This window comes from Enterobacter pseudoroggenkampii (assembly GCF_026420145.1).
GTDB lineage: Bacteria > Pseudomonadota > Gammaproteobacteria > Enterobacterales > Enterobacteriaceae > Enterobacter > Enterobacter pseudoroggenkampii.
This window is the reverse complement of the sequence record NZ_JAPMLV010000005.1, coordinates 83,215-102,595: the sequence shown is the minus strand read 5'-3', so window position 1 is coordinate 102,595 and position 19,381 is coordinate 83,215. Positions and strand designations below refer to the sequence as shown.

The following is a 19,381-nucleotide window of genomic DNA, read 5'->3' as shown; positions in this document are numbered from 1 at the left end:
AAAAAGGCCAGCCCGAAGGCTGGCCTTTTAAAAGCGATGTCAGTCGATTACTTCAGACCGGCAGCTTCACGCAGCAGGGCGGCTTTGTCGGTTTTTTCCCATGGGAAATGTTCACGACCAAAGTGACCGTATGCCGCGGTTTCTTTGTAGATTGGGTGCAGCAGATCCAGCATCTGAATCAGGCCGTATGGACGCAGGTCGAAGAACTCGCGCACCAGCAGCGTCAGCTGTTCTGAAGGCACTTTTTCAGTACCGAAGGTTTCAACCATGATGGAGGTTGGTTCAGCCACGCCGATAGCGTAGGAAACCTGGATCTCACAGCGGTCAGCCAGGCCGGCGGCAACGATGTTTTTTGCCACATAACGTGCCGCGTACGCCGCAGAACGGTCAACTTTAGACGGATCTTTACCGGAGAACGCACCGCCACCGTGACGCGCCATGCCGCCGTAGGTATCAACGATGATTTTACGACCGGTCAGACCGCAGTCACCCATTGGGCCGCCGATAACGAAGCGTCCGGTTGGGTTGATGAAGAATTTGGTCGCAGAGCTCAGCCATTCGGTCGGCAGAACCGGCTTGATGATCTCTTCCATCACCGCTTCCTGCAGGGATTTCTGATCGATATCTTCGGAGTGCTGGGTAGACAGAACCACCGCGTCAATACCGACGATTTTGCCGTCGTCGTACTGGAAAGTGACCTGGCTTTTCGCATCCGGGCGCAGCCACGGCAGGGTGCCGTTTTTACGAACTTCAGCCTGACGCTGCACCAGACGGTGTGCGTAGGTGACCGGTGCTGGCATCAGCACGTCGGTTTCGTTGGTTGCATAGCCGAACATCAGACCCTGGTCGCCCGCGCCCTGTTCCAGCGGATCGGCACGGTCAACGCCCTGGTTGATGTCTGGAGACTGTTTGCCAATCGCGCTCAGTACCGCGCAGGAGTTGGCATCAAAGCCCATATCAGAATGCACATAGCCGATCTCACGCACCGTGTTACGGGTGATCTCTTCGATATCAACCCATGCGCTGGTGGTAATCTCACCGCCAACCAGAACCATGCCGGTTTTGACATAGGTTTCACACGCTACACGCGCTTTTGGATCCTGCGCCAGGATCGCATCCAGCACCGCATCGGAGATTTGGTCAGCAATTTTATCAGGATGTCCTTCTGATACGGACTCGGACGTAAACAGGTGTTTTGCCATGTTTTATTTCACCTAAGAGGAATTTGGTTAGCTCAAGCTGCTGTGTGGAATAGCCAAAGGAGATAATTCTACCAAGGCCTGCAGGTTTTTGACACTGGCAGTATGAGTGTTAATCAGTATAGATGGATTAACATCTGGATGGCTATTTTAGGTCACTTCTTCGCCCGATTTCCAGTTTTTTTTGACTAACCTCTCACTCAGTTGAAATTGCTGCTGGCAATAATTCCTGACGGCCCCGGCAACACGCGCATTTTTGTTTTGCTTTTTAGCCCCCTTCTCGGTATAAAACGCGGCGCGCGGCTCATATAAAATAAGCGCTCGATGAACTCATCGTGTCGCCACTTCCAGCCGGGTTAAGCAGTGAACTTTTAGCTTTGGCTTGGGGTCCGTTTCAGCAGAGGCGGCCGTGGAGGTGATACGAGATAATGAACCATCGTTTTCCGCTAACTCAGCGCAGCCGTTCTGGCGCGTATTTGATTCCCGCAACCCGCATTTCTAGTCTGCAAACCTGCCGATGTTATACCCATCTCGGCGCTTCTCAGGATTCCAGGGCCGGTCACGCTTTGTGAAAACTGAACAAGGGCGCTCTTGTTAATACAAGAGTTTTCTCGTGGTTTCGCCGAACCTTGTCATACAGAGTTCGGATACGTGTTTTACAATGATATGAATAAGAAACCGGTCGCACGGTCTGGATTTCAGCATACTCTGCTGGGAAACGGAGCCGTTTATGGGTTGTTATCGCCGTATAACGCTGCGATAGTAGTCAACTGTTTTACACTTAATACAAAGAGTTGAGGTTCGCTATGTCTGACGACATGTCTTCTTTTTCGCCTTCGTCAGCGGGCGAACAGGGTGTACTACGTTCTATGCAGGAGGTTGCGATGAGCTCCGAGGAAGCCAGCAAGATGCTGCGCACTTACAATATTGCCTGGTGGGGCAATAACTACTACGACGTCAACGAACTGGGCCACATCAGCGTCTGCCCGGATCCCGACGTCCCTGAAGCGCGCGTGGACCTTGCTAAACTGGTGAAAGCCCGTGAAGCTCAGGGCCAGCGTTTGCCTGCACTGTTCTGCTTCCCGCAGATCCTGCAACATCGCCTGCGTTCTATTAACGCCGCCTTCAAGCGCGCGCGTGAGTCCTACGGCTATAAAGGCGACTACTTCCTGGTTTACCCAATCAAGGTAAACCAGCACCGCCGCGTGATTGAATCCCTGATCCACTCCGGCGAGCCGCTGGGGCTGGAGGCTGGCTCCAAAGCGGAGCTGATGGCGGTTCTGGCGCATGCGGGCATGACCCGTTCGGTGATCGTCTGTAACGGCTATAAAGACCGTGAATACATTCGTCTGGCACTGATTGGCGAGAAGATGGGCCACAAGGTCTATCTGGTTATCGAAAAGATGACCGAAATCGCCATCGTGCTGGAAGAGGCCGAGCGTCTGAACGTGGTGCCACGCCTTGGCGTGCGTGCGCGTCTGGCGTCACAGGGTTCCGGTAAATGGCAGTCCTCCGGCGGCGAAAAATCCAAGTTCGGCCTGGCGGCGAACCAGGTGCTGCAGCTGGTGGAAATCCTGCGCGAGCGCGGTCGTCTCGACAGCATTCAGCTGCTGCACTTCCACCTCGGCTCGCAGATGGCCAACATTCGCGACATCGCCACCGGCGTGCGTGAATCCGCGCGGTTCTACGTTGAGCTGCACAAGCTTGGCGTGAACATTCAGTGCTTCGACGTGGGCGGCGGCCTGGGCGTGGACTACGAAGGGACCCGCTCGCAGTCGGACTGCTCCGTGAACTACGGCCTGAACGAATACGCGAACAATATCATCTGGGCGATCGGCGATGCCTGTGAAGAGAACGGCCTGCCGCACCCGACGGTAATCACCGAATCCGGCCGCGCGGTCACCGCGCACCATACGGTGCTGGTCTCTAACATCATCGGCGTTGAGCGTAGCGAAATCACCGAAGCGACGCCTCCGGCAGACGATGCCCCGCGCTCCCTGCAAAGCATGTGGGAAACCTGGCAGGAAATGCACGAGCCGGGCACGCGTCGTTCCCTGCGCGAATGGCTGCACGACAGCCAGATGGACCTGCATGACATCCACGTGGGGTATTCCTCAGGCACCTTCAGCCTGCAGGAGCGCGCGTGGGCGGAGCAGCTCTATCTGAACATGTGCCATGAAGTGCAGAAACAGCTCGACCCGAGCAACCGCGCGCACCGTCCGATTATCGACGAGCTGCAGGAGCGTATGGCGGATAAGATTTACGTCAACTTCTCGCTGTTCCAGTCAATGCCGGATGCCTGGGGTATCGACCAGCTGTTCCCGGTTCTGCCGCTGGAAGGGCTGAACCACGCCCCGGAACGTCGCGCGGTGCTGCTGGACATCACCTGTGACTCCGACGGTGCTATCGACCACTACGTTGACGGCGACGGTATCGCAACGACGATGCCAATGCCGGAGTACGACCCGGAAAACCCGCCGATGCTGGGCTTCTTTATGGTCGGCGCGTATCAGGAGATCCTCGGCAACATGCACAACCTGTTCGGTGATACCGAGGCGGTTGACGTGTTTGTCTTCCCTGACGGCAGCGTGGAAGTTGAGCTGTCTGACGAAGGGGATACCGTGGCGGACATGCTGGAATACGTTCAGCTGGATCCGAAAACCCTGCTGACGCAGTTCCGCGACCAGGTGAAAAACACCGGGCTGGACGATGCGCTGCAGCAGCAGTTCCTGGAAGAGTTTGAAGCGGGTCTGTACGGGTACACCTACCTGGAAGACGAGTAGGAAAACCTCCCTCTCCCTGTGGGAGAGGGGCGGGGTGAGGGCATCAGTCCGCACAATGCCCTATACTCACTTGAACCCGTATGCATTACCGGCGATAATTCGCCCCAATAAGCGATTTACGAATCAATCCCTTCCTCGTCGGGTTTAACGACGCGGAGGGGATTTTTTTTCATCTGTTTTTAATGTATCGACTTTAAAAGAGGTCAGGACATGAGCACTTTAGGTCATCAGTACGATAACTCTCTGGTATCTAACGCGTTTGGTTTTTTACGCCTTCCAATGAACTTCCAGCCGTACGACAGCGATGCGGACTGGGTGATCACCGGCGTGCCGTTCGATATGGCAACATCTGGCCGTGCGGGTGGTCGTCACGGCCCGGCGGCGATTCGTCAGGTTTCCACTAACCTGGCCTGGGAGCATAACCGCTTCCCGTGGAACTTCGACATGCGCGAGCGCCTGAACGTGGTGGACTGCGGTGACCTGGTGTATGCCTTTGGTGACGCGCGTGAGATGAGCGAAAAGCTGCAGGCGCACGCCGAGAAGCTGCTGGCTGCCGGTAAGCGCATGCTCTCCTTCGGCGGCGACCACTTCGTGACCCTGCCGCTGCTGCGCGCCCATGCCAAGCACTTCGGTAAAATGGCGCTGGTACACTTTGATGCGCATACCGACACCTACGCGAACGGCTGTGAGTTTGACCACGGCACCATGTTCTTCACCGCGCCGAACGAAGGTCTGATCGACCCGAACCACTCCGTGCAGATCGGTATTCGCACCGAGTTCGACAAGGACAACGGTTTCACCGTGCTGGATGCGGGCCAGGTTAACGATCGCGGCGTGGATGACATTCTCGCGCAGGTGAAGCAGATCGTGGGTGATATGCCTGTGTATCTGACCTTCGACATCGACTGCCTGGATCCGGCATTTGCACCGGGTACCGGTACGCCGGTGATCGGCGGCCTGACCTCAGACCGCGCCATCAAGCTGGTACGCGGCCTGAAGGATCTGAACATTGTCGGGATGGACGTGGTGGAAGTGGCGCCTGCGTATGACCAGTCCGAAATCACTGCGCTGGCCGCAGCGACCCTGGCACTGGAAATGCTCTACATCCAGGCTGCTAAAAAAGGCGAATAAGCCTCTCCTGGCGTGAAAAAAACCTCTCCATGGAGAGGTTTTTTATTGCCTTTAGAACACGTTAAACGGGTATTCCACGTAAGCGCGGATTTCGTCCCCGCCCACGTTATAGTCGCTGGCGTTGCTTGAGACGCGCAGCACGGAGTAGCGCAGTTTCAGTTTCAGATCCTTCGCCGGGCCATCCTGCACCTGGTACTGGATCTGGTTAAACCACTCGTGCTCTTTACCGTTGCTGGTTTCAGCGGTTTTGATGTTATCGCCGCGCACGTAGGCGGTGGTCCAGCTCAGGCCCGGTAAACCAAGGCCGCCAAAGTCCAGACCGTAGGATGCCTGCCAGGAACGTTCATCTTCGCCGTTAAAATCAGACCAGTAGGAGTTCGCCAGCCAGATGGTGTTACCGCCGTCACCCACGCCGCCCTGGTCGCGATAGCCGCCATAGTTGTAGCCGGTGCTGCCGCTGCTCTGCTGGTAGGCCACTTTGAACGTGTGAATATCCCAGATGTAGCTCGCCGCCAGGCTCCATATAGCGTTGCTGCGGCCCGTGTCGATGCTGTCAGCGTAACCCTGGTCCAGACGGGAGTTATAGCCGTTGAAGTCGAGCACCAGCTGCTGCCCGGTGCTAAACGGCTGTTTGAAGTTCAGACCCAGATACTGCTTGTTCATCACCTCTTCATTATGAGAGGCGTAAAGCGCGCCGCTGAACTGGTCGTTGAACTGGTAGCTTGCGCCGCCGAAGGAGAGGCTCTTCAGCCCGCTGTCGTGGCGGTCATCGCTTTTACGCTGCTCGTCGGTGAAGTAACCGGCGTTGATTTCCAGACCGTCGATCTCTTTCGAGGTGAGCATGGTGCCGGTGTAGCTTTCAAACAGCAGGCGGGAGCTGTCGGCATTGACGATGGGCAGCTCAGGACGCTGATTCCCGTAGCTCAGCACGGTGTTCGATATGCGCATTTTGGCGGTAGCGCCAAACTTTGCCAGATCGGATTTTGCCCGGCCATCATCTTCCTGTTTAAAGAAGTCGATGCCGCCTGCGCCGCTTTTGCCCCGGCCGCCGTCCAGGCGCACGCCGTATTGAGCAATTCCGTCCACACCAAAGCCCACCAGCCCTTCGGTATAGCCGGATGCAAACGTGGCGATGATCCCCTGACCCCATTCGGCTTTGTCCTGCTGGCCCTGATGGTAGTCGCGGCTGATATAGGCATTGCGTAAAAACAGATCCAGATGGCTGTCGTCAATAAAACCCTGACTGTCGGATTGCTGGCTTGCAGCGGCAGGTAATGCGGCAAATAAACTTAAAGCAATTAATGATAATTCTTTTTTCACGGAGGGAACGTCTCTGTCTGGATATATTAATTTGAATAACTGCGGAAGTGATAATTACCGGAAAAAGTGACCTTTGCAATAATTATGTGACCAGGTGTTTCAATGTGGCAGGGTAGATTTGGCGGGGCTTGCAGGGGTGTTATCGATACGTGCTGTTAAGTTAACAATTCATGCGAAATAAAAGGGAGGCAAATATGCCTCCCGGTAAAATTATTTAATTCCGTCTGCGGCCATACGGTCGCGAATATGCTGTGCGCGCTCTTCTGAGGCTGGGTGATCGTCAAACATGGAGCTTTGACGTCCCGCTTCCAGTTTGGCCAGTTTTTCAAAGCTGGTGGCTAAACCTGATGGATTAATGCCGCGTTTGCGCAACAGATCGTAGGAGTAATCATCCGCTTCGGACTCCTGACGCTGGGAGAACTGGGAGTTAACCAGCTTTTCACCCACGTCGCCAAGCTGCGACTGCGACAGGCTGCCAACGATACCGCCCGCTGAGGCCGCCGCAGCGCGGATGGCGTTAGTGCCTAAAGCAACCTGCATCCCTTTCTTCACGTGGCCCAGGGCAACGTGGCCCATTTCATGGCCGATGACCGCTTCCACTTCGTTGTCGGTCATCATGTCCATCAGCCCGCTATAGACGCGGATGCAGCCGTTCGCCATCGCGAAGGCGTTCACGTCTTTCGCCATGTACACCTTGTAGTTCACCGGCTGGCCGTTGATGTTGTCGCCCAGCGCAGAAGCAATCTTATTCAGACGCTGCGTGTAGGTACTGTTAGCCGGCGCAAGCGTGGCTTTTCCGTCCATATCTTTACAGGCCTGGTCGCTCAGCGCTTTCACCTGCGCATCGCTCAGGGAATAGGCCTGAAAGGCCTCTGCGCCTGACGTCATCAGACCGTTAGAATCCATATTCTGACAGCCGCTCAGCAGGAGCGTTGTACCCAGGGCCAGCACTATTGCACGCATTTTCATGAGGTTGCTTCCGTACTCGTTAATCTGAATAAAATCCGAAAAGTGCACCGTCAGCGAAGCCGGTGTCGGGCTAAGTATAAGGAATATCGACAGAGCCGGGCGAGCAGATTGCGCAACATGCGAGCATGATCCAGAGATTTCTTAACAAGCAAAAGAATGCTCCATGTACATGACTTGCGGCTTGGGTTACATTGTTGGCACTTTTTTCCGGCGTAGCCCAAAACGCGCTGTCGTCAAGGGCATGGCCTTTAACAGTCCGATCTGGAGTTAAAATGTCCTCACGTAAAGAGCTTGCTAATGCTATTCGTGCGCTGAGCATGGACGCAGTACAGAAAGCCAAATCCGGCCACCCAGGGGCCCCTATGGGTATGGCTGATATCGCCGAAGTCCTGTGGCGCGATTTCCTGAACCACAACCCGCAGAACCCGTCATGGGCTGACCGCGACCGTTTCGTACTGTCTAACGGCCACGGCTCTATGCTGATCTATAGCCTGCTGCACCTCACCGGCTACGATCTGCCAATTGAAGAGCTGAAAAACTTCCGTCAGCTGCACTCTAAAACTCCAGGTCACCCGGAAGTGGGCTACACCGCTGGCGTAGAAACCACCACCGGTCCGCTGGGTCAGGGTATTGCTAACGCTGTGGGTATGGCGATTGCTGAGAAGACGCTGGCGGCGCAGTTCAACCGTCCTGGTCACGACATCGTTGACCACTTCACCTATGCGTTCATGGGCGACGGCTGCATGATGGAAGGCATTTCTCACGAAGTGTGCTCCCTGGCAGGTACCCTGAAGCTGGGCAAACTGGTTGCGTTCTATGACGACAACGGTATCTCCATCGACGGTCACGTTGAAGGCTGGTTCACCGACGACACCGCTAAACGTTTCGAAGCCTACGGCTGGCACGTTGTGCGTGGCGTTGATGGCCACGATGCTGACTCGATTAAACGTGCAGTAGAAGAAGCGCGCGCGGTGACGGACAAGCCGTCCCTGCTGATGTGCAAAACCATCATCGGCTTCGGTTCGCCGAACAAAGCGGGTACGCACGACTCCCACGGCGCGCCGCTGGGCGACGCGGAAATCGCACTGACCCGCGAAGCGCTGGGCTGGAAACACCCTGCATTCGAAATCCCATCTGAGATCTACGCTCAGTGGGATGCAAAAGAAGTGGGCCAGGCGAAAGAAGCGGCCTGGAACGAGAAGTTCGCTGCTTACGCGAAAGCGTTCCCGCAGGAAGCGGCTGAATTCACCCGTCGTATGAAAGGCGACATGCCGTCTGACTTCGACGCGAAAGCGAACGAGTTCATCGCTAAGCTGCAGGCGAACCCGTCTAAAATCGCGAGCCGTAAAGCGTCTCAGAATGCGATTGAAGCGTTTGGTCCTCTGCTGCCTGAATTCCTCGGCGGCTCCGCTGACCTGGCACCATCTAACCTGACCCTGTGGTCCGGTTCTAAGCCAATCAACGAAGACACTGCCGGTAACTACATCCATTACGGTGTACGTGAATTCGGTATGACTGCGATTGCCAACGGTATCTCTCTGCACGGTGGTTTCCTGCCGTACACCTCTACATTCCTGATGTTCGTTGAATATGCACGTAACGCCGTGCGTATGGCCGCGCTGATGAAACAGCGTCAGGTGATGGTCTACACCCACGACTCCATCGGTCTGGGCGAAGACGGTCCAACTCACCAGCCGGTAGAGCAGGTGGCTTCCCTGCGCGTGACCCCGAACATGAGCACATGGCGTCCGTGTGACCAGGTTGAATCCGCGGTAGCGTGGAAATACGGCGTTGAGCGTCAGGACGGTCCAACCGCGCTGATCCTCTCCCGTCAGAACCTGGCGCAGCAGGAGCGTACCCCTGAGCAGTTGGCGAACATCGCTCGCGGTGGTTACGTGCTGAAAGATAGCGCGGGCCAGCCAGAGCTGATCTTCATCGCCACCGGTTCTGAAGTTGAACTGGCTGTGGCAGCGTGGGAAAAACTGACTGCCGAAGGCGTGAAGGCGCGCGTGGTTTCCATGCCGTCTACCGACGCGTTCGACAAGCAGGATGCCGCTTACCGTGAATCCGTGCTGCCTAAAGCGGTCTCCGCTCGCGTGGCAGTGGAAGCGGGTATCGCTGACTACTGGTTCAAATACGTGGGCCTGAACGGCGCTATCGTCGGTATGACCACCTTCGGTGAGTCTGCTCCGGCAGAGCAGCTGTTCGAAGAATTCGGCTTCACCGTTGAGAACGTTGTCGCGAAAGCGAAAGAACTGCTGTAATCGTTTGTACGGTGCGGGCTGATGCCCTCACCCCAGCCCTCTCCCACCGGGAGAGGGTGCAAACACTAAAAACGGTAACCTCTCGGTTACCGTTTTGCTTTTACCTCGCCGTAAATTATTCCACCTAAAATGTGACGCAAGTCATATAGCTCGCTTATTCATCTGGACAGACATTCCTTTTATTCCCCGATTCGCTTATTCTTGCTGAAGCGTTTCAGTCGATTAAATGTTCGACAATTGACCAATCAATCGCAGTTTGTGACAGCAAGGATTCCCCTTCGGGCGTAGCTGGATTACTCTTTCAGCCACCTCAAACTCAGGGATTGCTTTGCAGGAGATCTATGACCGTACGCGTAGCGATTAATGGCTTCGGTCGCATCGGACGTAATGTGGTTCGTGCTTTGTATGAATCCGGACGTCGGGCGGAAATAACCGTGGTGGCAATCAATGAACTGGCGGATGCTACGGGCATGGCGCATTTGTTGAAATACGACACCAGCCACGGACGCTTTGCCTGGGATGTGCGCCAGGAAAGAGATCAGCTCTTTGTGGGTGATGACGCTATTCGTGTGCTGCATGAGAACAGCATCTCCGGGCTACCCTGGCGTGAACTGGGTGTGGATGTGGTGCTTGACTGTACCGGTGTCTACGGCAATCGCGAGCATGGCGAAGCGCATCTGGCTGCCGGCGCGAAAAAAGTCCTGTTTTCTCATCCCGGCAGTAACGACCTCGACGCGACCGTCGTGTTTGGCGTCAACCAGCATGAGCTGCAGGCCGAACACCGCATTGTTTCCAACGCCTCCTGTACCACCAACTGCATTATTCCGGTCATCAAACTGTTAGACGATGCGTATGGCATTGAATCCGGCACCGTGACCACGATTCACTCCGCCATGCACGATCAGCAGGTTATCGACGCCTACCATCCGGATTTACGACGCACTCGCGCGGCGAGCCAGTCAATCATTCCGGTGGATACGAAACTGGCGGCAGGGATCACCCGAATTTTTCCGCAGTTTAATGACCGGTTTGAAGCGATTGCCGTGCGTGTTCCAACGATTAACGTCACTGCAATCGACCTCAGCGTGACGGTGAAAAAACCGGTAAAAGCCTGTGAAGTCAACCTGTTGCTGCAAAAAGCGGCACAGGGGGCATTTCATGGTATAGTTGACTATACGGAATTACCGTTGGTCTCAGTAGATTTTAACCACGACCCGCACAGCGCCATCGTTGATGGCACGCAAACGAGGGTTAGTGGTGCACACCTTATCAAGACGCTGGTCTGGTGTGATAACGAATGGGGCTTTGCTAACCGAATGCTCGACACCACGTTAGCAATGGCCGCTCAAGGTTTCAGGTAAGGCGCATCGTGCGTCTGCAAAACTTTAAGAATCAACGAGAGGATTCACCATGTCTGTAATTAAGATGACCGATCTGGATCTGGCTGGTAAACGCGTTTTCATCCGTGCCGATCTGAACGTACCGGTTAAAGATGGCAAAGTGACCAGCGACGCGCGTATCCGTGCATCTCTGCCAACCATCGAACTGGCTCTGAAGCAGGGCGCGAAAGTGATGGTCACCTCCCACCTGGGTCGTCCAACTGAAGGCGAGTACAACGAAGAGTTCTCTCTGCTGCCAGTGGTTAATTACCTGAAAGACAAACTGTCCAACCCGGTTCGCCTGGTGAAAGATTACCTGGACGGCGTTGACGTTGCAGCCGGTGAACTGGTTGTTCTGGAAAACGTTCGCTTCAACAAAGGCGAAAAGAAAGACGACGAAACCCTGTCCAAAAAATATGCTGCACTGTGCGACGTATTCGTGATGGATGCCTTCGGTACGGCTCACCGCGCGCAGGCGTCAACCCACGGTATCGGTAAATTCGCAGACGTAGCGTGTGCCGGTCCTCTGCTGGCTGACGAACTGGAAGCGCTGGGTAAAGCACTGAAAGAACCTGCTCGTCCAATGGTGGCTATCGTTGGTGGTTCTAAAGTTTCTACCAAACTGACCGTTCTGGATTCTCTGTCTAAAATCGCTGACCAGCTGATCGTTGGCGGTGGTATCGCGAACACCTTCGTTGCCGCTCAGGGCCACAACGTGGGTAAATCCCTGTACGAAGCAGACCTGGTTGACGAAGCCAAACGCCTGCTGAGCACCTGCGATATCCCGGTTCCAACTGACGTTCGCGTCGCGACCGAGTTCTCCGAAACCGCAACCGCGACTCTGAAGTCTGTAAACGACATCAAAGATGAAGAGCAGATTTTGGACCTGGGCGACGTTTCTGCACAGAAACTGGCTGAAATCCTCAAAAACGCAAAAACTATCCTGTGGAACGGTCCGGTGGGTGTGTTCGAATTCCCGAACTTCCGCAAAGGGACTGAAATCGTTGCTAAGGCTATCGCAGACAGCGAAGCGTTCTCTATCGCAGGCGGTGGTGACACCCTGGCAGCAATCGACCTGTTCGGTATCGCTGACAAGATCTCCTACATCTCCACTGGTGGCGGCGCATTCCTCGAATTCGTGGAAGGCAAAGTACTGCCAGCAGTAGCAATGCTCGAAGAGCGCGCTAAGAAGTAAGCCATTCAAGGGCAGGGAAACCTGCCCAATTTTCAGCGCGCTTTTAAGAGCTCGCACCTTTTCTAACGGCCGAAGATACAGGACTAAGCAACATGTCTAAAATTTTTGATTTCGTAAAACCTGGCGTTATCACTGGTGATGACGTACAGAAAGTGTTCCAGGTAGCTAAAGAAAACAACTTCGCTCTGCCAGCAGTTAACTGCGTGGGTACCGACTCCATCAACGCCGTACTGGAAACTGCTGCTAAAGTTAAAGCTCCAGTTATCGTTCAGTTCTCTAACGGCGGCGCTGCGTTCATCGCAGGTAAAGGCGTGAAAACTGACATTCCTCAGGGGGCTGCAATCCTGGGTGCTATCTCTGGTGCGCACCACGTACACCAGATGGCCGAACACTACGGTGTTCCAGTTATCCTGCACACTGACCACTGCGCGAAGAAACTGCTGCCGTGGATCGACGGTCTGCTAGACGCGGGTGAAAAACACTTCGCGGCAACCGGTAAGCCACTGTTCTCTTCTCACATGATCGACCTGTCTGAAGAGTCACTGCACGAAAACATCGAAATCTGCTCCAAATACCTGGCGCGCATGGCCAAAATGGACATGACCCTGGAAATCGAACTGGGTTGCACCGGCGGTGAAGAAGACGGCGTGGACAACAGCCACATGGACGCTTCTGCACTGTACACCCAGCCAGAAGACGTTGATTACGCTTACACCGAGCTGAGCAAAATCAGCCCACGCTTCACCATTGCAGCGTCCTTCGGTAACGTACACGGCGTTTACAAACCAGGTAACGTGGTTCTGACCCCGACCATCCTGCGTGATTCTCAGGAATATGTTTCCAAGAAACACAACCTGCCGCACAACAGCCTGAACTTCGTCTTCCACGGCGGTTCCGGTTCTTCTGCTCAGGAAATCAAAGACTCCGTAAGCTACGGCGTAGTGAAAATGAACATCGATACCGACACCCAGTGGGCAACATGGGACGGTATCCTGCAGTACTACAAAGCGAACGAAGCTTACCTGCAGGGCCAGCTGGGTAACCCGAAAGGCGAAGACCAGCCGAACAAGAAATACTACGATCCACGCGTATGGCTGCGCGCTGCCCAGACGTCCATGGTGACCCGTCTGGAGCAGGCTTTCAAAGAACTGAACGCGATCGACGTTCTGTAATTTGAGCTGCTAACAGCATCAGAAGGCCCGCAAATGCGGGCCTTTTTTTATGCTTTTTCAATACCCTGCCGGACCGGTTTTTGTGATCTGTTTGGCAATACTTGCGCTTTTTGTTTACCCTTTACGGACCTGCCTGTCTCCATGGGGGATGGATTTTGTGTTTTGGTTTAACAAAAGGAAGAATAAATGGAACAACTCGATGTTGTAGACAGCATCAATAACGCCGGTAACTGGCTGGTGCGTAACCAGGCGCTGCTGCTGAGCTATGCCGTGAACATCGTCGCGGCGATTGCCATCATCATCGTCGGGATGATCGTGGCGCGTATCGTATCGAATGCGGTTAACCGCGTAATGCTGGCCCGTCACATTGACGCCACGGTAGCTGACTTCCTCTCCGCACTGGTGCGCTACGGCATTATCGCCTTTACGCTGATTGCGGCGCTGGGCCGTGTGGGCGTGCAGACCGCCTCCGTCATTGCCGTTCTCGGTGCCGCCGGTCTGGCCATTGGTCTGGCGCTGCAGGGCTCGCTTTCAAACCTGGCGGCAGGCGTTTTGCTGGTCACCTTCCGTCCGTTCCGCTCCGGCGAATATGTTGACCTTGGTGGCATTGCCGGGACCGTGCTGCAGGTGCAGATTTTCTCAACGACCATGCGTACCGTCGATGGCCGCATCGTGGTCGTGCCGAACGGGAAAATCATCGCGGGCAACATCATTAACTTCTCCCGTGAACCGGTGCGTCGTAATGAGCTGATTATCAGCGTGGCATACGACTCCGACATCGATCAGGTGAAGTCGCTGATTACCAACATCATTGCTTCAGACGATCGTATCCTGAAAGACAAAGAGCAGACGGTTCGCCTGAATGAACTCGGCGCTTCCTCCATTAACTTTGTGGTGCGTATCTGGAGCAAAAGCAGCGATCTGCAAAACGTGTACTGGGACGTGCTGGAACGCATTAAGCGCGACTTCGACGCCAACGGCATCAGCTTCCCGTATCCGCAGATGGACGTAAACGTCAAAAAAGTCAAAGAAGCAGAATAACGTCACCCGTAGGCCCGGTAAGCGCTAGCGCCACCGGGCTTTACTTTCATAAGCTCCGCTAATACCCAATTAATATTATCCATTTCCTCTTATGTAATTCGCGCAGTATAGTCGGCTTCCAGAACAACACTGCGAGAAAATCGTCATGCTATCTTATTATTTTCAAGGACTTGCCTTAGGTGCAGCCATGATCCTTCCCCTCGGCCCGCAAAATGCGTTCGTGATGAATCAGGGCATCCGCCGCCAGTACCATCTGATGATTGCCCTGCTGTGCGCGGTAAGCGATTTACTGCTGATCTGTGCCGGGATTTTTGGCGGCAGCGCGCTGCTGATGCAGTCTCCGTGGCTGCTGGCACTGGTCACCTGGGGCGGCGTGGCGTTTCTGCTCTGGTACGGATTCGGCGCGCTGAAAACGGCGATGAGCAGCAACCTCGAGCTGGCGAGCGCGGAGGTCATGAAGCAAGGCCGCTGGAAGATTATCGTCACCATGCTGGCGGTGACCTGGCTAAACCCCCATGTTTATCTCGACACCTTCGTCGTGCTGGGTAGCCTGGGCGGTCAACTGGACGTTGAACCGAAACGCTGGTTCGCGCTCGGTACGGTCAGCGCCTCTTTCCTGTGGTTCTTCGGTCTCGCCATTCTGGCGGCATGGCTGGCACCCCGTCTGCGTACGGCCAAAGCCCAGCGCATCATTAATACCCTGGTGGGGCTGGTGATGTGGTTTATTGCCTTTCAGCTGGCAAAAGAGGGGATTCACCACGTTCAGGAATTGTTCAACTAATCCTTGTCTTATGGACAACTGAACAAGACCCGCTAAGCTTGCTGGCATGCGCCCTGTTAATGGGCACTCTTCGCAACATGGAGGAATAACAGTGAAGTTTAAGGTGATGGCCCTGGCGGCATTAGTAAGTTTTGGTGCGGTGTCGGCGCAGGCAAGTGAACTGCCGGATGGCCCGCACATCGTCACTTCTGGCACCGCAAGCGTGGACGCGGTACCCGATGTTGCAACCCTGGCAATTGAAGTCAATGTGGCTGCGAAAGATGCGGCATCTGCCAAGAAGCAGGCTGACGATCGTGTTGCGCAATACCTTTCTTTCCTCGAGCAGAACGGTGTCGGCAAAAAAGATATCAACTCCGCGAACCTGCGTACTCAACCCGATTACGACTATCAGAATGGTAAAAGCATCCTGAAAGGCTACCGCGCCGTGCGTACCGTTGAAGTGACCGTGCGTCAGCTGGATAAGCTTAACTCGCTGCTGGACGGTGCGTTGAAGGCGGGTCTGAACGAAATTCGTTCCGTGTCGCTGGGCGTTGCGCAACCGGAGAAATACAAAGACGAAGCGCGTAAAGCGGCGATTGATGATGCCATTCACCGGGCGGAACAGTTGGCTTCTGGCTTTAAGAGCAAGCTCGGCCCGGTTTACAGCGTGCGTTACCACGTCTCTAACTACCAGCCAAGCCCGATGGTACGGATGATGAAGGCTGATGCAGCCCCGGTGTCCGCTCAGGAAACTTACGAGCAGCCAACCATTCAGTTCGACGATCAGGTGGATGTGGTCTTCCAGCTGGAACCCGTTGCAGCACAGCCGAAACCGGCTCAGTAATCTGTAGGCCGGGTAAGGCGAAGCCGCCACCCGGCTTATTTTTTAATTCTGTCTCAACACCTTGTGCCCGTACGCCAGCAGCGCGTCAGTGACGTTGCGCATCATCCGGCTTTCCGGCGCAAAACGGTGCCAGTAGAGCATCCGACGCTGATACAGCCCCGGCGTTAAGTCAATCAGCTCACCGCTTTTCAATTCTTTCTCAATCTGCAGATGCGGGATCATGCAGCAGGTGGTGCCCTGACGCGCAAGCTGCACGAAGGCTTCAGATGAGTTAACGATATGGCAAGGCACGCTGCCCGGCGGCAGATCGAAGTTTTGCTGCAGGAACGCCTGATGCATATCGTCCAGATGGTCGAACGCCACGGCAGGGGCTTTCAGCAGCGCCGCACGGGTCACCCCGTTGGGGAAGTAGCGCTCGGCAAAGGATTTTGAACCCACGAACAGGTAGTCCAGGGCGCCCAACTGATCGACAAGGCAGCTTGGCAACGCCTGAGGCTGGATACTAACCGCCCCAACCACTTCACCGCGACGCAGGCGCTCCTGGGTACGGGTTTCATCTTCAACCTGCAAATTCAGGCGGATAGGGGAGTCAGCTAATACCGGCGCCAGGGCCGGCAGCAGCCAGGTCGCCAGACTGTCGGCGTTGACCGCCAGAGAGAGCAGCAGCGGCGTAGAGCCCGTTTGTTCGTCACCCAGCCACTCGTCTTCCAGCAGTTCAACCTGGCGCAGCAGGGCGAGGAGCTTTTGTCCCTGCTCGGTTGGCCGTGGCGGCACGGTACGCACCAGCAGCGGCTGACCGAACATGTTTTCAAGCTGTTTGATACGCTGTGATACGGCGGACTGCGTGATGCAAAGCTTTTGCGCCGCGCGCTCAAAACCTCGTTCACGAATAACTGCATCAAGTGCCTGTAGTGTTCTGTAGTCCGGACGTTTCATTGCTCTGGCTGGCTCCTTAATTTTGCTTATTCTGCACTATGACACAATTTTCCCTTTGTGGCAGACGAATTCCATTCGACGTGTTCTATAATGCGCCCTGAGTTTTCATACCACAGGCAAAACGATCATGACGCAGGATGAACTGAAAAAAGCAGTAGGATGGGCCGCTCTCCAGTACGTACAGCCGGGTACCATTGTCGGTGTCGGTACGGGATCAACCGCGGCACACTTTATCGATGCGCTGGGCACGATGAAGGGGCAGATCGAGGGCGCGGTTTCCAGCTCTGATGCTTCCACGGAAAAGCTGAAAAGCCTCGGCATTACCGTTTTCGATCTCAACGAAGTGGATCGTCTGGGGATTTACGTTGATGGCGCGGATGAAATCAACGGCCACATGCAGATGATCAAAGGCGGCGGCGCGGCGCTGACGCGCGAAAAAATCATCGCCTCCGTTGCGGACAAGTTTATCTGCATCGCAGACGCCTCCAAGCAGGTCGACATTCTGGGCAATTTCCCGCTGCCGGTCGAAGTGATCCCGATGGCGCGCAGCGCGGTTGCCCGTCAGCTGGTGAAGATGGGCGGTCGTCCGGAATATCGTCAGGGCGTAGTCACCGACAACGGTAACGTGATCCTCGACGTTCACGGTCTGGAAATTCTCGACGCGATTGCGCTGGAAAATGCCATCAACGCTATCCCAGGCGTAGTGACCGTAGGGCTATTCGCCAACCGTGGCGCGGATGTGGCACTGATCGGCACCGCTGACGGCGTGAAAACCATCGTAAAATGATCTGACGGGGGGAGTCCTCCCCCCGCTAAAAAATTTTTGAAAAGCTAAATTCGGTGACTTGTGTCACGTTTTTGAGCCTCTTTTGCCGATCCTGCCGCGTTTGTAAATTTCCATAGCATTTTCCTCTGACATTTTGCTCTGTATGACTTTTCTTCAGAGTGCCGACGCAAACGTTCATATTGCTGCAATAGTTTTTTTTGATATGTTGGCTACAGCGGATTCATATCCAGCACAACATCAGTTCAGACAAAAACAGGGTCGGGTAAATGGCAAAGGTATCACTGGAGAAAGACAAGATTAAATTCCTGCTGGTCGAGGGCGTGCATCAAAAAGCAATCGATAGCCTTCGTGCGGCAGGTTACACCAACATCGAATTTCACAAAGGGGCGCTCGATACCGAAGAGCTGAAAGCGTCCATCCGTGATGCCCACTTCATTGGCCTGCGATCCCGTACTCACCTGACTGAAGACGTTATTGCTGCGGCGGAAAAGCTGGTGGCTATCGGCTGCTTCTGCATCGGTACCAACCAGGTTGACCTGAATGCTGCTGCCAAACGCGGTATTCCCGTCTTCAACGCCCCGTTCTCCAATACCCGTTCCGTGGCGGAGCTGGTGATTGGCGAACTGCTGCTGCTGCTGCGCGGCATTCCTGAAGCGAACGCCAAGGCGCACCGCGGCGTGTGGAACAAGCTGGCGTCTGGCTCCTATGAAGCGCGTGGTAAAAAGCTGGGGATCATCGGCTACGGCCACATCGGTACGCAGCTCGGTATTCTGGCGGAATCCCTGGGTATGCACGTGTTTTTCTACGATATCGAAAGCAAGCTGCCGCTGGGTAACGCCACCCAGGTTCAACACCTCTCTGACCTGCTGAACATGAGCGACGTGGTGAGCCTCCACGTGCCGGAAAATGCGTCCACCAAAAACATGATGGGTGCGGAAGAGCTGGCGCTGATGAAGCCAGGCTCACTGCTGATCAACGCCGCGCGCGGCACGGTTGTCGATATCCCGGCACTGGCGGATGCGCTGAAGCGTAAGCATCTGGCGGGCGCGGCCATCGACGTGTTCCCGACCGAGCCAGCCACCAACAGCGATCCGTTTACCTCTCCGCTGTGCGAGTTCGACAACGTGATCCTGACGCCACACATCGGCGGTTCGACCCAGGAAGCGCAGGAGAATATCGGTCTGGAAGTGGCGGGTAAGCTGAGCAAATACTCCGACAATGGTTCTACGCTCTCTGCCGTGAACTTCCCGGAAGTGTCTCTGCCGCTGCACGGTGGTCGTCGTCTGCTGCACATCCACGAAAACCGTCCGGGCGTGCTGACCGCGATCAACCAGATCTTTGCCGAGCAGGGCGTCAACATTGCCGCGCAGTATCTGCAAACGAATTCGCAGATGGGTTACGTGGTCATTGATATCGAAGCGGATGACGATGTTGCCGAGAAAGCGTTGCTGAGCATGAAGTCTATAGCGGGGACGATTCGCGCGCGTCTGCTGTACTGATGGGTGCGAGGTAAATGCAAAACGGTAACGATAGTTACCGTTTTTCATGTTTTCACCCTCTCTCTGTGGGAGAGGGCTGGGGTGAGGGCATCAGGCTGCCTG

17 protein-coding genes are annotated in these 19,381 nt (G+C 55.1%); 13 read left to right on the top strand and 4 right to left on the bottom strand.

The features are described from left to right. Positions 1-47 precede the first annotated feature (47 nt). On the bottom strand, positions 48-1,202 hold the full coding sequence (gene metK / locus OTG14_RS18780; protein ID WP_010435443.1) for a methionine adenosyltransferase: 1,155 nt from the start codon (positions 1,200-1,202) through the stop codon (positions 48-50). Positions 1,203-1,627: 425 nt separating this feature from the next. Here metK and OTG14_RS23850 point away from each other — a divergent pair, with 425 nt between their 5' ends. The 4 genes from OTG14_RS23850 to speB all read left to right on the top strand — a co-directional run bounded on the left by OTG14_RS23850 (position 1,628) and on the right by speB (position 5,113). Next, the gene (locus OTG14_RS23850) at positions 1,628-1,771 is read left to right on the top strand and encodes a hypothetical protein (protein WP_425340246.1); all 144 of its coding nucleotides are present in this window, start codon (positions 1,628-1,630) and stop codon (positions 1,769-1,771) included. 94 nt (positions 1,772-1,865) lie between these two features. Further along, complete coding sequence (gene yqgB, locus OTG14_RS18775; RefSeq protein ID WP_127312443.1) at positions 1,866-1,997, top strand: acid stress response protein YqgB; 132 nt, start codon at positions 1,866-1,868, stop codon at positions 1,995-1,997. A gap of 8 nt (positions 1,998-2,005) precedes the next feature. Beyond that, positions 2,006-3,982 (top strand): biosynthetic arginine decarboxylase, encoded by a 1,977-nt coding sequence (gene speA / locus OTG14_RS18770; RefSeq protein WP_024906561.1) that lies wholly within the window; start codon positions 2,006-2,008, stop codon positions 3,980-3,982. 210 nt (positions 3,983-4,192) lie between these two features. Further along, positions 4,193-5,113 (top strand): agmatinase, encoded by a 921-nt coding sequence (speB, locus tag OTG14_RS18765; protein WP_008499737.1) that lies wholly within the window; start codon positions 4,193-4,195, stop codon positions 5,111-5,113. A gap of 51 nt (positions 5,114-5,164) precedes the next feature. Here speB and OTG14_RS18760 read toward each other — a convergent pair whose 3' ends face one another. Both OTG14_RS18760 and loiP read right to left on the bottom strand, forming a co-directional pair. After that, positions 5,165-6,433 carry an OprD family outer membrane porin gene (locus OTG14_RS18760; RefSeq protein ID WP_024906562.1) on the bottom strand — a complete coding sequence of 423 codons (1,269 nt, stop codon included), beginning with the start codon at positions 6,431-6,433 and terminating at the stop codon, positions 5,165-5,167. A gap of 210 nt (positions 6,434-6,643) precedes the next feature. Further along, positions 6,644-7,402 (bottom strand): metalloprotease LoiP, encoded by a 759-nt coding sequence (gene loiP / locus OTG14_RS18755; RefSeq protein ID WP_021242066.1) that lies wholly within the window; start codon positions 7,400-7,402, stop codon positions 6,644-6,646. Between the two features lie 272 nt (positions 7,403-7,674). Here loiP and tkt point away from each other — a divergent pair, with 272 nt between their 5' ends. The 7 genes from tkt (at position 7,675) to OTG14_RS18720 (ending at position 16,057) form a co-directional block, all read left to right on the top strand. Further along, on the top strand, positions 7,675-9,666 hold the full coding sequence (gene tkt, locus OTG14_RS18750) for a transketolase (RefSeq protein ID WP_032650139.1): 1,992 nt from the start codon (positions 7,675-7,677) through the stop codon (positions 9,664-9,666). Positions 9,667-10,007: 341 nt separating this feature from the next. Further along, a complete protein-coding gene (epd, locus tag OTG14_RS18745) occupies positions 10,008-11,027 on the top strand; it encodes an erythrose-4-phosphate dehydrogenase (protein WP_023333324.1) in 1,020 nt (339 codons plus the stop codon). A 49-nt stretch (positions 11,028-11,076) separates the two neighbouring features. Then, the gene (gene pgk / locus OTG14_RS18740) at positions 11,077-12,240 is read left to right on the top strand and encodes a phosphoglycerate kinase (protein WP_267215584.1); all 1,164 of its coding nucleotides are present in this window, start codon (positions 11,077-11,079) and stop codon (positions 12,238-12,240) included. Positions 12,241-12,332: 92 nt separating this feature from the next. Then, complete coding sequence (gene fbaA / locus OTG14_RS18735) at positions 12,333-13,412, top strand: class II fructose-bisphosphate aldolase (protein WP_008499731.1); 1,080 nt, start codon at positions 12,333-12,335, stop codon at positions 13,410-13,412. Between the two features lie 186 nt (positions 13,413-13,598). Next, a complete protein-coding gene (locus OTG14_RS18730) occupies positions 13,599-14,453 on the top strand; it encodes a small-conductance mechanosensitive channel MscS (protein WP_023309115.1) in 855 nt (284 codons plus the stop codon). 145 nt (positions 14,454-14,598) lie between these two features. Continuing rightward, the gene (gene argO / locus OTG14_RS18725; RefSeq protein ID WP_021242063.1) at positions 14,599-15,234 is read left to right on the top strand and encodes an arginine exporter ArgO; all 636 of its coding nucleotides are present in this window, start codon (positions 14,599-14,601) and stop codon (positions 15,232-15,234) included. Between the two features lie 91 nt (positions 15,235-15,325). Then, the gene (locus OTG14_RS18720; RefSeq protein WP_267215583.1) at positions 15,326-16,057 is read left to right on the top strand and encodes an oxidative stress defense protein; all 732 of its coding nucleotides are present in this window, start codon (positions 15,326-15,328) and stop codon (positions 16,055-16,057) included. Positions 16,058-16,099: 42 nt separating this feature from the next. Here OTG14_RS18720 and argP read toward each other — a convergent pair whose 3' ends face one another. Continuing rightward, complete coding sequence (gene argP, locus OTG14_RS18715) at positions 16,100-16,993, bottom strand: DNA-binding transcriptional regulator ArgP (protein WP_267215582.1); 894 nt, start codon at positions 16,991-16,993, stop codon at positions 16,100-16,102. A 127-nt stretch (positions 16,994-17,120) separates the two neighbouring features. Here argP and rpiA point away from each other — a divergent pair, with 127 nt between their 5' ends. Both rpiA and serA read left to right on the top strand, forming a co-directional pair. Then, entirely contained in the window at positions 17,121-17,780 is a 660-nt protein-coding gene (gene rpiA, locus OTG14_RS18710; protein WP_048991661.1) for a ribose-5-phosphate isomerase RpiA, read from the top strand. Between the two features lie 266 nt (positions 17,781-18,046). Further along, positions 18,047-19,279, top strand: a complete 1,233-nt coding sequence (serA, locus tag OTG14_RS18705; RefSeq protein ID WP_048991660.1) for a phosphoglycerate dehydrogenase — start codon at positions 18,047-18,049, stop codon at positions 19,277-19,279. The last annotated feature ends 102 nt before the right edge of the window (positions 19,280-19,381 follow it).

Excerpts from the sequence above, each read along its gene's own strand:
- rpiA (WP_048991661.1), top strand. The coding sequence starts at position 17,121 with ATGACGCAGGATGAACTGAAAAAAGCAGTAGGATGGGCCGCTCTCCAG.
- fbaA (WP_008499731.1), top strand. The coding sequence starts at position 12,333 with ATGTCTAAAATTTTTGATTTCGTAAAACCTGGCGTTATCACTGGTGAT.
- metK (WP_010435443.1), bottom strand. The coding sequence starts at position 1,202 with ATGGCAAAACACCTGTTTACGTCCGAGTCCGTATCAGAAGGACATCCT.
- loiP (WP_021242066.1), bottom strand. The coding sequence starts at position 7,402 with ATGAAAATGCGTGCAATAGTGCTGGCCCTGGGTACAACGCTCCTGCTG.
- argP (WP_267215582.1), bottom strand. The coding sequence starts at position 16,993 with ATGAAACGTCCGGACTACAGAACACTACAGGCACTTGATGCAGTTATT.
- tkt (WP_032650139.1), top strand. The coding sequence starts at position 7,675 with ATGTCCTCACGTAAAGAGCTTGCTAATGCTATTCGTGCGCTGAGCATG.
- speA (WP_024906561.1), top strand. The coding sequence starts at position 2,006 with ATGTCTGACGACATGTCTTCTTTTTCGCCTTCGTCAGCGGGCGAACAG.
- serA (WP_048991660.1), top strand. The coding sequence starts at position 18,047 with ATGGCAAAGGTATCACTGGAGAAAGACAAGATTAAATTCCTGCTGGTC.
- epd (WP_023333324.1), top strand. The coding sequence starts at position 10,008 with ATGACCGTACGCGTAGCGATTAATGGCTTCGGTCGCATCGGACGTAAT.
- argO (WP_021242063.1), top strand. The coding sequence starts at position 14,599 with ATGCTATCTTATTATTTTCAAGGACTTGCCTTAGGTGCAGCCATGATC.
- speB (WP_008499737.1), top strand. The coding sequence starts at position 4,193 with ATGAGCACTTTAGGTCATCAGTACGATAACTCTCTGGTATCTAACGCG.
- OTG14_RS18730 (WP_023309115.1), top strand. The coding sequence starts at position 13,599 with ATGGAACAACTCGATGTTGTAGACAGCATCAATAACGCCGGTAACTGG.
- pgk (WP_267215584.1), top strand. The coding sequence starts at position 11,077 with ATGTCTGTAATTAAGATGACCGATCTGGATCTGGCTGGTAAACGCGTT.
- yqgB (WP_127312443.1), top strand. The coding sequence starts at position 1,866 with ATGAATAAGAAACCGGTCGCACGGTCTGGATTTCAGCATACTCTGCTG.
- OTG14_RS23850 (WP_425340246.1), top strand. The coding sequence starts at position 1,628 with ATGAACCATCGTTTTCCGCTAACTCAGCGCAGCCGTTCTGGCGCGTAT.